Annotated in this window: 10 protein-coding genes; 5 read left to right on the top strand and 5 right to left on the bottom strand. The window is 65.6% G+C overall.

The window, feature by feature from the left end:
- The first annotated feature begins 86 nt into the window (after positions 1–86).
- From ABWK72_RS24785 to ABWK72_RS24775, 3 genes are all read left to right on the top strand, one after another.
- The gene (locus ABWK72_RS24785) at positions 87–2,075 is read left to right on the top strand and encodes an FAD/NAD(P)-binding protein (RefSeq protein ID WP_367872263.1); all 1,989 of its coding nucleotides are present in this window, start codon (positions 87–89) and stop codon (positions 2,073–2,075) included.
- Between the two features lie 247 nt (positions 2,076–2,322).
- A complete protein-coding gene (locus tag ABWK72_RS24780; RefSeq protein ID WP_367872262.1) occupies positions 2,323–2,532 on the top strand; it encodes a hypothetical protein in 210 nt (69 codons plus the stop codon).
- 35 nt (positions 2,533–2,567) lie between these two features.
- Positions 2,568–3,959 (top strand): transposase, encoded by a 1,392-nt coding sequence (locus tag ABWK72_RS24775; RefSeq protein WP_367872261.1) that lies wholly within the window; start codon positions 2,568–2,570, stop codon positions 3,957–3,959.
- 107 nt (positions 3,960–4,066) lie between these two features.
- Here the strand turns inward: ABWK72_RS24775 and ABWK72_RS24770 are convergent, their stop codons facing one another.
- Positions 4,067–4,987 (bottom strand): Gfo/Idh/MocA family oxidoreductase, encoded by a 921-nt coding sequence (locus ABWK72_RS24770; RefSeq protein WP_367872260.1) that lies wholly within the window; start codon positions 4,985–4,987, stop codon positions 4,067–4,069.
- Positions 4,988–5,131: 144 nt separating this feature from the next.
- Between ABWK72_RS24770 and ABWK72_RS24765 the strand changes: the two genes are divergently transcribed.
- Positions 5,132–5,806: a prolyl oligopeptidase family serine peptidase gene (locus tag ABWK72_RS24765; protein ID WP_367872259.1), complete on the top strand. Its 675-nt coding sequence runs from the start codon at positions 5,132–5,134 to the stop codon at positions 5,804–5,806.
- Positions 5,807–5,929: 123 nt separating this feature from the next.
- Positions 5,930–8,137: a hypothetical protein gene (locus tag ABWK72_RS24760; protein WP_367872258.1), complete on the top strand. Its 2,208-nt coding sequence runs from the start codon at positions 5,930–5,932 to the stop codon at positions 8,135–8,137.
- A 276-nt stretch (positions 8,138–8,413) separates the two neighbouring features.
- Here the strand turns inward: ABWK72_RS24760 and ABWK72_RS24755 are convergent, their stop codons facing one another.
- From ABWK72_RS24755 to ABWK72_RS24740, 4 genes are all read right to left on the bottom strand, one after another.
- Positions 8,414–9,088, bottom strand: coding sequence for a response regulator transcription factor (locus ABWK72_RS24755; protein ID WP_367872257.1), 675 nt, complete (start codon positions 9,086–9,088; stop codon positions 8,414–8,416).
- Complete coding sequence (locus tag ABWK72_RS24750) at positions 9,085–10,656, bottom strand: sensor histidine kinase (protein WP_367872256.1); 1,572 nt, start codon at positions 10,654–10,656, stop codon at positions 9,085–9,087. Before ABWK72_RS24750 ends, ABWK72_RS24755 begins: the two co-directional genes overlap by 4 nt.
- Positions 10,656–11,516, bottom strand: a complete 861-nt coding sequence (locus ABWK72_RS24745) for a hypothetical protein (protein ID WP_367872255.1) — start codon at positions 11,514–11,516, stop codon at positions 10,656–10,658. Before ABWK72_RS24745 ends, ABWK72_RS24750 begins: the two co-directional genes overlap by 1 nt.
- Before the next feature lie 103 nt (positions 11,517–11,619).
- Positions 11,620–12,297, bottom strand: a complete 678-nt coding sequence (locus ABWK72_RS24740) for an HAD family hydrolase (RefSeq protein WP_367872254.1) — start codon at positions 12,295–12,297, stop codon at positions 11,620–11,622.
- Positions 12,298–12,300 lie beyond the last annotated feature (3 nt).

The following is a 12,300-nucleotide window of genomic DNA, read 5'->3' as shown; positions in this document are numbered from 1 at the left end:
TGGTCGAATCCGCAGCAAGAGCAGTCAATTATTGAGGTATTAAATGCCTCTTGATTTCCTACTTCTTAGGAGGGATTCAATTCGGGATGCCATCCACATTCACGCCGGGGAATCGTGTCGGAGCGGGAATTGCCAAGCTTGGGACCGAGGTGGGCAAGGCGCTGGACGAGCATGCGGTGGAATGGGCGGAGGGCGAGATCAAGGCGGCGCTCGAGCGCGCCTTGGCCGACGATGACCTGTTTCTCACCGATGAACTCCCGGACGCGCCGCTGGCCAGCTACCTGCAAGAACTTCTCTATGTCGATCCGGGCGGGCGCTTCTCGATCGCGGCACTGATCTGGCTGCCGGGGCATCGCACGCCGGTGCATGATCACCGCTGCTGGTGTTGCTTCGGGGTGTGGCGCGGCCGCGAAGTGGAGACTCTGTGGGGCCGTGATGCGGGCGGGAAACTGGTGCCGGAGAAGAACTCCGTATGCTATCGCGGCGAGGTCGAATTCCTCCACCCCCCGGGAGACATCCACCAGGTTTCGAACGACGACATGACGCCGACCGTGTCGATCCACATCTACGGGACCGATCTCTCGAAGGCGGGCAGCAGCATCCAGCGCTGCTATGATGTGGACGCGCAGGACAAACACGAGGCGGAGACGCGGACCTTCGCGGTGGTGGGCGGCGGCTTCAGCGGCACGATGACGGCGGTGCACCTGCTGCGGGACGGTGGACCGGAGACCAAGGTAGTCTTGTTCGAGCCGGCTCCCGAGGTCGGCCGTGGCGTGGCGTACGGCACGCGCTGCCCTTCGCATCTGCTCAACGTCCCGGTGGGCGGGATGTCGGCCTTCCCCGATGCGCCGCGGCATTTCCACGAGTGGTGCACGCGCAAGGGCCGCAGCGTCGAGGCGGGCCACTTCGCGCCGCGGCTTTGGTATGGCGAGTATCTCGGCGACGTGTTGAAGGATGCCGCGCTGTATTCCCGCGCCCGGCTCGAAGTGCGGACCGAGCAGGTCGACCGCATCGACGGACACGCGGGAGAGTTCCAGATTCTAACAGCCGACGGCGCATCAATACCTGCGGAAGCGGTGGTGCTGGCGATCGGCACGCCGCCGGGGCGTGAACATTTCCCGGCCGGAGCGAACCATGAATGGCCGGCGATGGCCGATCCCTGGCAGACCGGATCGCTGGATGGAGTGAAGCCCGATGACGAGATCCTGATCGTCGGCACCGGTCTCACCTGCATGGACCTGCTGGCGGAACTCGCGGCGCGGGGGCATCGGGGCAAGATCACTGCGATCTCGCGGCGTGGCCTCTTGCCTGCTTGTCACGGTTGCCATGGTGCCGCCGCGAATGACTTCGATGCGCAGGGCTTCCGCGAAAGCCTGGGGAGGGAGCCGATGAAGATCGCGCGGCTGTGCCGCCGGGTGCGGAGCGCGATTGCCGAAGCCAGCGCCGCCGGGATGGATTGGCGGGAGGTGATCAACGCCCTGCGCCCGATGACCGCCGGGATTTGGGCGGCACTGCCGCGCAGGGAACGGCGGCGCTTTACCCGCCATCTCAAGCCGTATTGGGAAGCCGTCCGCCACCGCATCGCCCCGGCGACGATGGCGGCGGCGGAGCGCTTGAAGGACGCGGGGATCCTGGAGCAGCAGCGGGGTGGGCTGGCGCAATTGAGCGGGCTTCCCAACGGGCGCTATGCGGCCGAGTGGACCCATCCGGCCAAGGGCAGCGCGAGCGGCGAATTCGACCACGTGCTCAACGCCACCGGCTTTTCCGCACGGCTTGCGGGATCGAGCAGCCCGCTTCTGGATGACCTGTTAGGGAAGGGCTGGATCCGCGAGGACGAGCTGGGTCTGGGAGTGGATACCTCCTCCGACTTCCGCTTGGTCGAGCAGGACGGGGCGGTGGTCGGCGGGATCTACTATGTCGGTCCGATGTTGCGGGCGCGCTTCTGGGAATGCACGGCGGTGCCGGAGCTCAGGTTGCGGGCGGCCGAGACGGCGGCAAGCGTTCTGAGGCACGCCGAGAGGGCGCGGAAGCCGGTGGTGAGAAGGGTGCAGCCGGATGTGGCTTATCAGATTTGAGGAAAGTAGCGCAGCTCTCCAGAGCGGCGGACATTCGCGCCCACGGATAGCGGAAGATAGGGATCTGTGCGGGCGTCCTCCCACAATCGCGGGAAGGACCATTCCTCCCGTTAGCATTCGCGGCTCGGAGAGCCGCGCCTGAAGTTTGGCCCCTGACTAGACACCCTCGCGGATTTGCTTCACGCCCTTGTCCGGACTGCTTGATTTTACTGGACTCTTATCTAGTTAATCGACTAGTATTGCCGGCATGGGATTTCCCACCAAAGTCCAGCTCATCAGCCGCCAGGCCAGCGAACGGTACTACATCAATTTCCCCTCCGCTGTCGCCCAAGCCATGGAGTTTTCCAAGGGCGAGGCCGTCGAGTGGATCATCGCCGACAAGGGCCATCTCATCCTCGCCCGCAAGGAAGTCCCGCCCGACCCTGTCGACGTCCAAAAAAAAACGCGCCGCTCCTGAGCGACGGGCTCAACGGCCTGCTCCAATCCTCGGCCATGGCTGCCACCGGCACCCCGTCCTGTGCCGCGCTGCTCCACGGCCACATGCTCGGCGTGCTCCTCGGCCAGTCCCGCGCCACGGTCACCAATCTAATCTGCAGCCGCGGCGGCCAGCACCACGACTGGTCCGCCGACTACCGGCTCTATTCGCGCGGCCGCGTCGATGAAGCGGTCCTCTTCGGCCGGGCCCGCGACGCCTTGCTCGACGCGCTCCCCGCCGGCGAGCCGCTGGTCGCCGCCATCGACGACACCATCGTGCGCAAGACCGGCAGGAAGATCCACGGCAGCGGCTGGAAGCGCGACCCGCTCGGGCCGGCCTTCCAGACCAACCTCGTCCACGCCCGGCGCTACCTGCAGATCTCCGCCGCCTGGCCCCTGGAAGACGGCGGCGCGCGGATGGTGCCCGTCGGCTTCCATCACGCGCCGACCCCGCGCAAGCCCGGCAAGGACGCCACCCCGGCACGGTTGAAAGATCACCGCGAGGCCCTCAAGCAGCACAATCTCAACCGCGTGGCCTTGGAGCATGTCGGCGGGCTGCGCCGCGATATCCCCGACGGCCGCCATCTGGTCCTGTGCGGCGACGGCAGTTTCACCAACAAGGCGGTCCTGCGCGGCCTGCCGGACGGCTGCACCTACATCGGGCGCACCCGCAAGGACACCGCCCTCCACCACCCGCCGGAGCCGCCCGTCCCCGGAGCCACCGGCCGGCCGCCACGCTACGGCAAGAAAGCCCCGACTGCCGAAGAACTCCGCCAGGACGATAGCGTGCCCTGGCAGATCATCACGGCCCACGCCGCGGGCAAGCGCCATGACTTCCGCGTCAAGACCTGCGGTCCGGTCCTGTGGCCCAAGGCCGGGCCGGGCGTCATGCTGCGCCTGGTGGTCATCGCCCCGCTCGCCTACCGCCTCAAGAAGGGCTCGCGGCTCCTCTACCGCGAGCCCGCCTATCTGCTTTGCACCGATCCGGACCTGCCTCTGGAAAAGCTGCTGCAATATTACCTCTGGCGCTGGGGCATCGAGGTGAACTTCCGCGAGGAAAAGACCCTCCTCGGCACGGGCGAGGCACAAGTCCGCACCGCCGCTTCCAACCGGCACCTGCCCGCGGTCACCGTCGCCGCCTACTCGCTGCTGTGGATCGCGGCCTTGCAGTGCCACGCCGCGGGAGACGGGGACCGCCCGCGCAGCCTCGCCCCGCCGAAGTGGCGCAAGGACCGCCCGGACGGAATGCTTCCCGCCACCGGCGAACTCCAGCGCCTCTTGCGTTACGAGATCTGGGCCGGGGCGCTGCGGCCGGGGACTTTCCACCGCTTCGTGACACGCCGCCCTCCGGACGCGAGCGCGCCGGAACCCCGCCCCGACCTGGCGGCCACCCTCTTCGCCGCGGCCTGACCAAGCACCGCCGCGGGAAGGCCGGGGCAAATCTGTTAGATCGGCGTCCAACGCGGGCCAAACTCCAGGGAAGGGTGCATGGCTTGCCATGCACCCTTTTTCATTTCCTATCCCTGCGCGTGGATGATCCGCGTGATCTCGATCGCCAGTTCCAAGGCCGCCGTCCCCTGCTGTCCCGTCACCGCCGGATCATGGCCGTGGGCGACGCTGGCGATGAAGGCGGCGAGCTCGAGCTTCAGCGGCTCGCCCTTCTCCACCTCCACCTCCGCCCGCTGGATTGACATGCCTTCGCGCCAGTGGATCTGGCCGGCCTGTTCCTGGTAGTCCAGCGAGAGATAGCAGTCGGATTGGAAGACGCGGATCTTGCGCATCTTCTCCGGGCTGATGCGGCTGGCAGTGACGTTGGCCACGCAGCCGTTCGCGAAGCGGATCCGGGCGTTCGCGATATCTTCAGATAGGGTCAGCACCGGCACGCCCACGGCATCGATGCTCTCGATCGGCGAGCGCACGAGGTGGAGGATGATCTCCAGGTCGTGGATCATCAGGTCGAGCACCACCCCGATGTCGATGCTGCGGTTCGGGAAGGGCGAGAGCCGGTGGGCTTCGATGAACTTGGGATGGGTCAGGCGCTGCTCGAGCTGGCGCAGCACGGGATTGAAGCGCTCGATGTGGCCGACCTGCAGGATCTTGCCGTGGCGCTTGGCGGTCTCCACCAGCACCTGCGCATCCGCCACCGAGGGCGCGATCGGCTTCTCCATCAGGATGTGGCAACCGAGGTCCATCAATCGGCAGCCCACATCGCGATGCGCGACGGTCGGCACGGCGACGCTGACGGCTTCGGCGAGCTGCGAGAGTTCTTCCAGCGAGGCGACCGGCACGGTGCCGAATTCCTCGGCGATGGCCTGGGCCCGGGCAAAATCGGCATCATAGATCCCGCAGAGCTTGGCTTCCGGGATCAGGCTATACACACGGGCATGGTTGCGCCCCATCGAACCTGCCCCGGCCACCCCTGCGCGTATCGTTTCCATGGGCGCTAGCTAGAGGCGGCGGAGCGCGGCGGGCAAGCACCGGGAGCGCGGGCGGCGGCTCTTAATCCTGCACACCCAGTTCCCGCTTGGCTTTTCCCACGGGCCGCATGGAGTAGCCGGATGCTTCGCATCCTTACCTTGCTCATGCTACCCTTCACAGCCCTCGCCGCGCCCACCGAGTCCCGCGAAAGCCTGGAGTGGAAGCAGGGTGAATCCCTCCCCTACCTCCAATTCCTGCCCGAAGGATACGACAAGGACACCAAGGAACCCTACCCGCTGGTCATCTTCCTCCACGGTGCCGGCGAGCGAGGGACGAATCTGGATCTGCTCAAGAAGCACGGCCCGCCGATGATCGCGATGAAGGGTCACGGCCTGCCCTTCATCCTCGCCGCGCCGCAATGCCCGGCGGGACGCTGGTGGAATCCTGACGAAATCATCGCCCTCACCAAGCACCTCGCCAAGATCCTGCCGGTCGACGCAAAGCGCATCCACCTGACCGGGATCAGCATGGGCGGCTTCGGAACCTGGGCCTGCCTCGCCAAGGAGCCGGACCTCTACGCCAGCGGCGTCCCGATCTGCGGCGGCGGCGATCCCACCCAGGCGAAGCGGATCAAGGACATCCCCATCTGGACCTTCCACGGCAACAAGGATCAGGCAGTGCCGGTCGCCAAAACCGAGGAAATGGAAAAAGCCATCCTCGAAGCCGGCGGTAAAAAGCTGCTCGTAACCTACTATCCCGAGGAGGGCCACGAGTCATGGATCCCCGCCTACGCCGATCCAGCCCTGCTCGCGTGGATGATGGTGCAGCACAAGAAATGATTCTTAGGTGGGATTGTGTGAAGATTTTCCACTCGGGGAGAAACGGATTGCGGTTCGCGGTGTTATGACACACGATTTCGCTGTTTTCCGGACGAAATATCTCCTCCGAACTCCTCGCGTCCCATGAAGCCGAAGAAACGCATCCCCGCCCCGGTTACCGTCGTCCGTCGTCCACAGGGCGCGGCAGGTCGCCTCGTCCAGAGGGCCCAGGCCCACGCCACGGGCAGCGCGGCCGCACTGGTCTTCGCCGCCTTCGTGGTCGGCGGCGTGTGGTACAAGCTGGAGAGCCAGAAGGTGCGGGTGGTCAAGGTCATCCGCAATGGCGACACGGCCGGTGAAGCGGTGGCCACGGCACCCCTGCCGGAGGCCGCTCCCTCCAAGATTTTCGATTTCGACAAGGCCCGCGAAGATAACGCCAAGGCGGAAACCGCCGCGAATGCCGCCAATGCCGTGCCCTCGATGCCCGGCAAGACGGTCGAGCCGACCAAGGAAGATCCGGGCATCGCCCTTCTCAAGGCCGCCGAACCGCTGCTCCTGACCGGCATCGACGCCGGTCGCGATACCGCCCTGAATCGCGACGCCGAGTTGCTCAAGACGGCGATGGATTCGAAGGGCTGGGATGCCTACCGCGCCTTGCTCGAGCGCTCCCTGGCCCCCGCCCTGCCAAAGGTGGCGGGCAAGGACGGCCGCAACCGTTTCGACGCCGTGTGGGCGGAAGCCCCGCTCTACAAGGCCTTCTTGCGCTGGGAAATGCTCGACCGCTTCACGCAGTCCGACATCGCCGCGATCTCCCACGATACCTACGCCATGGAGATGTGGAAGTGGGTGATGGAGCGCCCCGAGGCGATGGAGACCGTCCTGCTGACCATGCGCGATGCGGATGACTCCGCGAAGGTGCTGGTCTTCCTCAAGGACGCCTGGACCGCCAATTCGGACAAGTTCCCGAAGTTCTTCGATCTGGCCGTCGCCTGCGCCGTGGTCTTCGACCGCGATGTGACCATCGGCGAGCCGCTCGGCGGGGAAAGCACCGTCAACGGCCTGTCCCGCTATCTCTGGTACATCGAGAAGGACGAGAAGGGCAAGCTGACCGTGCCCGTCCACCGCACCAAGGCCCGCGACCTCGTCTGGGTCGTCTGCGCGCCGGTTGCAACCAAGGAACTCGATTGGGCGATCGACAAGCTTTCCGGCAGCCGGGGGAACTGGGGCAACAACTACGGCTTGATCGAGTACCTCATGGAGCGGGCCGTGAAGGGCTTGAACCCCTACGAGGAATACAGCTTTGCCGAGATCAAGAAGGAGGGCGGCATCTGCGGCGACCAATCCTATTTCTGCGTGAATACGGCACGCGCCCACGGCATTCCCGCGCTGATCCTGGCGGGCGAAACCGACCTGGGTGGCCACGCTTGGGCCGCCGTGAAAACGGAAGCCGACCAATGGGACACCACCATCGGCCGGATCGGCGGCGTCTCGAAGGGCGAGGGCGGCAATCCCCAGCTCGGTGCCGCCATCAGCGAGCAGGAGATCTGGCTGTGGAACGACCGCGGCCACCAGAGCGATCTGACCACCCTTTCGGTCAATCGCCACCTCTGGATGTCCGACCTCTACGCCGGCCTCGGCAAGCTGGAAGACACCTTCGCCACCGCGAAGCTGGCCAATGAACTCGGCCGCTCCTTCCCGGAAACCTGGTCGCGTCTCTACGACGTGATGGAGGAACGCCAGCAGCAGGACCGCTACGCCACCTCTTCCGATCCCAAGATCGTCTCGCTCTGGCGCGAGTTCGCCGCCGACATGCGCCGCGAGTTCCGCGAGAACCCGCGCATGGCTGCACTCGCCGCCCGTGCCGAAGACGAGCATGTCTATCCTTACGCCGAAGAGGGCGAAGTGGCCCGCGCGATGAAGCGCGAGCGCCGCCGCGTCGAGCGCGAGTCCAGCGAGCAGAAGGACCTGATCGCTACCACCCTCAAACGCCAGGCGGACCTGATCAAGAAGCGCGGCGAGCCGACCGCGGCCAAGGAAATCGGCAATCTTTACGACACCGCGCTGCGTGAATACGGCGGCAGCATCACCGGCTTCAAGATGATGGCCGAGGACTACTACAGCTTTGCCAAGGACGACACTACCGTCTCCCGCAAGGCCGTCCGCGATATCGAACTCGCCTTCAAGCGCGTGGTCGAGACCGGCAGCAAGGACTGGTTCCGTGCCAATACCGAATCGGGCATCTACCGCATGATCGTCGGCTACTACCGCGAGGTCGGAGACGAAGGCCGCGCGAACATGCTCGAGAAGCGCTACGAGCGCATCCTGCGCCTCGCCGAACGCGGCGCCTTGTAAGTGGCTTTCCGTCCGCGGCGCAGCCGCCTTTGAGTGCGGCGACATGTCGCCGCCTTAGGGAAAGTCCCCGCCTACCCCGGTGCCGTCTCCGGAGCCGACATGTCGGCTCCGCCCGGGCGTGTCCGTCCCTTTAGGGCCCGGCGTGTTGCACTCCTGAAGTCTCTTCAGCGCCGGAGGCCCGTCGGAACTCACCCGGTGGTGAAACCACCGGACCCGGCCCCAACACGAATCCCGCCCCGGAGGACCGGCGGAAGTCCGCACTCGCACTCCGCCCCCCTACCCGAACCGGTACCCCGTCCCCCTCACCGTCGCGATGATCGCCGGCCGCGCCGGATCCGCCTCGATCTTCTTCCGCAGCATCAGCACATGCTGATCGAGCGTCCGTGAATCGGGGAAGTAATCCAGTCCCCAGCAGACGTCCAAAAACGCATCGCGGCTGACCGGCAGCCCCGCATTCCGATGCAGCAATTCCAGCATCGAAACCTCGCGCCGCGTGAGTTCGACCCCCTTCTCTCCGCGCTCCGCCATCAAGGCGTCCGGATACACCTTCAGATCCTGCATGGAGAAGCAGCGCCCCCTGCCATTCGCAGGATAACTCCGCCGCAGCGCCGCCCGGATCCGCGCGATCACCTCCGCCCGCGTGAAGGGCTTGCGGATGAAATCATCCGCGCCGAGACCCAGCCCGACCACCACATCCAGCTCCTCGTTCTTCGCCGAGAGAAAGAGGATCGGCACCGCCGCATCGGTAGCCCGCACCCGCCGGCAAACCTCGAAGCCGTCGATCTCCGGCATCATGATGTCGAGGCACAGCAACTGCGGGCGGTGCTCCGTCCACAACTCCAGCGCCTGCTTGCCATCCGCCGCCACCAGCGTGCGGAAGCCCTCGTCCTGGAGACAGGCATCGAGCGCGTCCAAGGTCAGCGGATCGTCTTCGGCAAGCAGGATGGTCATGCGGCGGATTCGTTATCTAACAAAACCAGGCGGGCCGGCAGCGGCAGGTCGAGCTCGAAACACGCGCCCGCTTCGGTCGGCACCAGCAGCAGATCCCCCTGCATGCGCCGCGCGAGATCGCGGGCGATCGCGAGGCCCAGTCCGGTGCCGCTCGATCCCTCGCTGACGCCGCGATGGATCCGTTCGAAGGCTTCAAAAATCCGCTCGCGCTGCCGCGCCGGAATGCCCGGCCCGCGATCCGTCACGCGCAGCCGCAGCCGGTCCTTCGCCATCGACGTTTCGATCCCGAGCCACGCGCCGCCGCTGGCATATTTCTCGACATTGGAAATCAGGTTGCCCGCGATCTGCGCCAGCGCATCCGGGTCCAGCCGCGTGCCCTCCCCTGCCCCGCGCTGCCATGACACGCTCACCTTGCGCCGTTCGAGCGAGGGCTGGAATTGAGCGAGCACGGCGGCCACCACTTCATCCGGGATACAGGCTTGAGGGCGGAGTTCGAGGTTCTTGCGCTCGCCGCGCGAGAAGGTCAGCACGTTCGAGACAAGGCGGCCCAGGCGCTGCACTTCCTCGTGCACCAAGGCCAGCCGCCGCCGAGATTCAGGCGGGCGCTCGCCCAGCGCGCGGATCGCCAGATCGAGATTGAGCAGGATATTCGTCAGAGGAGTTCCGAGCTCATGGGACACCCGATTGACGAAGGAGACCCGCTCCTCCGCGAGGCGCAGCGCGCGGGCCTGCTGGTTGCGGAGCAGGATGCCGGCTAGCACCAGCACGCCTGCGATCATGCAGGCGATCACCAGCGTGGTGCTATCGTAAGACGAAGTGACCTTCAGCTTGTCCCAAGCCAGCACCTGCCACTCGCCCAAGAGATTGCGATGGGGAATCACCAATGCAGCGGGCCCGGTGCGCGTGGCTTTGTTAGAGGACATCCATTCGCCGCCGCCCGGGCCTTCGACGCTCACGAATTCACCTGCCTGCTGCAGCGGTGAAAAAGGCGCGGGAAACCAATCCGCGAAGTGGCGGTTGAGCTGCTCCCTCAGTTCGATTTGGTCGATGGTGAAGCTCACGAGGTGCTGGCCATCCCGCCACCAGTAGATGCGGTAGGTCGCATCAGGCCCGGGCAGCCAGCCATCGCCGGATTGCCCGGCGGCGAGCAGTTCCTTGGGCAGGATCACCGCGTTCCGCGGCGGCAGGCGGCCCTCCGCACCTTCGGCCAGCACCGCCGGGATCTTCAAGAGAGTGCCCACCGGCGGCTTCATGCCTTCGACCTCCGAGTCCTTGCGGGTGCCGGTAAAGAGCTGGCAGGTTCGCACTCCCACCAGATTCTTGCAGCGATCTGCCAGCCTCTCCGCGGAAAGCGAGGCCGCATCCCGCGCCAACTCCTCCAAGTGCGCTGCATACAGGGCATCGAGGCGATCCGATTCGCCGCGCAACGCGGATGCGAAGTCGAAGAGCCGCTCCCGATCCGCAGGAATGCGCTGCTCCAAGGTACGCCGCGCCAGCCGTTCGCCACCCCACAAAACGAGGGCGGCGACGGCGAGCATCGGCAGCAGCGTGGTCCAGAAAGTTCGCATCACACGCGGATAACAGAAACGGTCACGAATGAGAACCAGACTCGCTTCTTGGCATCGGGATCAAGCTTTGAAGCCGGGGGGCGGCTTGGGGTACCCAGCAGGCCCGGAATGCCTGCCCGCACTGTGAGCGCGGTGACAACGCGCTGGGTCTCGAAGACCGGCATTTCCACCTGGGATATCCCTTGGCCCCATTGAATCCGGTCGGCCAGATTCACGCTTTCCGGTGCGATTCTGAGATCGATGATCTGATTGTCCGCACCCAGCGTCGGCTCGATCTCAAGGGTCGTGCCGGCATTGCGCGTTTCGAAGGCGGTGCCGAGAGCAGGTGCCGCCTTGGCCGGTTCTTCAGAAGCCCTTTCCACAGGGTCCGATGCCGGTTTCACCGTTGCGGCCGGTGGTTCGTTGGGCTCCGGATTTTCAGTGTGGGCGGCTTCCTCACCATTGCCCGGAATATACTCGGTGGGATAGATGAACTCCGTGATGGTCTCCAAGGTGGCCTTTTCGCCCGAACGGGCACGGACGACGGAGAACTGCTCCTGGGCGGCGCTACCTCCTGCGACGCGCTCCACCAGTTTCTGGTAGAGCGCCGCATCGCTGATTCCAGAGCGCTGGAGCGAGGCTGCGTCCGCCAGATCCACGGAGAAAACTTCCATGCAGACGGAAAGGTTCCTCGCCCCATTGTCATCCTCGGCCGCGGGTGACGCCAGATTCTGGCGGATGAATGGATTGCTCGCCACCCCGCTTCCCAAGGCAGAACCGGTAGAACCCGGCGAGGCGGCAGAAGGGTCGGCAGGATTCTGGGCGAGCAAGACCGGCACGGCGATCAGGCCAGCGAAAACGAAGCTATATGGAGTTTTCATAACCTCGCCATCATGACCGGGTGAGATCCTCGCCGGGTCAAAACGATGTCAAAGATTCAGCTAAGGAGCAGCGACAGTCCCTGCTGCTTACCACCGGTGCCCCTCAAGCGAATTCCGCCAAAATCCCCGGATCATCCAACCCGAGCACCACCCGATCCGCACCCGCCGCCCGCAATTGCTCCGCGCTGAACTTCCCCGTCGCCACCGCCAGACAACGCGCCCCCATCGCTTTCGCGCAGGCGATGTCCTTCGGCGTATCCCCGATCACCAGCGTCTCCTCCGGGGAAAACCCGCAGCCCGCATGCACTGCAGCACGTTCCAAGGCCACCGGCCCGAGAAGATTGCGGTCCGCGTGATCGCAACCGTAGGCCCCGAAGGCGAAGTGCCGGTCGAGCCCGTAATGCCGCATCTTCGCACCCGCACCCGCGGCGATGTTCCCGGTGAGCAGGCCCACCGTGACGTCGCCGCGCTTGGCCAATTCATCCAGGAGTTCCGCGGCCCCTGGCAAAACCCGGCCGGGAAATCCCCCCTGCGCCAGATGCTGCTCCAGATGCCGCAGGTAGGCCGCGAAGAAGCGATCCTCCTCCGCCGCACCGTGATCGAGATCGAAATGCGCCAGGATTCCCGCGAGCACGCCGAGATCGGTGCTGCCCGCGAGATCCAAAGCCGGTCCTTCACCGCCGAAGCACTCCGCCGTCGCTTCCTGCAAGGCACGCATCCCGGCACCCCCGGTATCCACCAGGGTGCCGTCGATGTCGAAGAGCCAGAGCCTCGCCCTCACCGG

Source organism: Luteolibacter sp. Populi (assembly GCF_040801775.1).
Taxonomy (GTDB): Bacteria; Verrucomicrobiota; Verrucomicrobiia; order Verrucomicrobiales; family Akkermansiaceae; genus Haloferula.
Note: the sequence above shows the minus strand (reverse complement) of the source record. Positions and strands in the feature narration are given on the sequence as shown.

Excerpts from the sequence above, each read along its gene's own strand:
- ABWK72_RS24755 (WP_367872257.1), bottom strand. The coding sequence starts at position 9,088 with ATGACCATCCTGCTTGCCGAAGACGATCCGCTGACCTTGGACGCGCTC.
- ABWK72_RS24765 (WP_367872259.1), top strand. The coding sequence starts at position 5,132 with ATGCTACCCTTCACAGCCCTCGCCGCGCCCACCGAGTCCCGCGAAAGC.
- ABWK72_RS24780 (WP_367872262.1), top strand. The coding sequence starts at position 2,323 with ATGGGATTTCCCACCAAAGTCCAGCTCATCAGCCGCCAGGCCAGCGAA.
- ABWK72_RS24770 (WP_367872260.1), bottom strand. The coding sequence starts at position 4,987 with ATGGAAACGATACGCGCAGGGGTGGCCGGGGCAGGTTCGATGGGGCGC.
- ABWK72_RS24785 (WP_367872263.1), top strand. The coding sequence starts at position 87 with ATGCCATCCACATTCACGCCGGGGAATCGTGTCGGAGCGGGAATTGCC.
- ABWK72_RS24760 (WP_367872258.1), top strand. The coding sequence starts at position 5,930 with ATGAAGCCGAAGAAACGCATCCCCGCCCCGGTTACCGTCGTCCGTCGT.
- ABWK72_RS24775 (WP_367872261.1), top strand. The coding sequence starts at position 2,568 with ATGGCTGCCACCGGCACCCCGTCCTGTGCCGCGCTGCTCCACGGCCAC.
- ABWK72_RS24745 (WP_367872255.1), bottom strand. The coding sequence starts at position 11,516 with ATGAAAACTCCATATAGCTTCGTTTTCGCTGGCCTGATCGCCGTGCCG.
- ABWK72_RS24750 (WP_367872256.1), bottom strand. The coding sequence starts at position 10,656 with ATGCGAACTTTCTGGACCACGCTGCTGCCGATGCTCGCCGTCGCCGCC.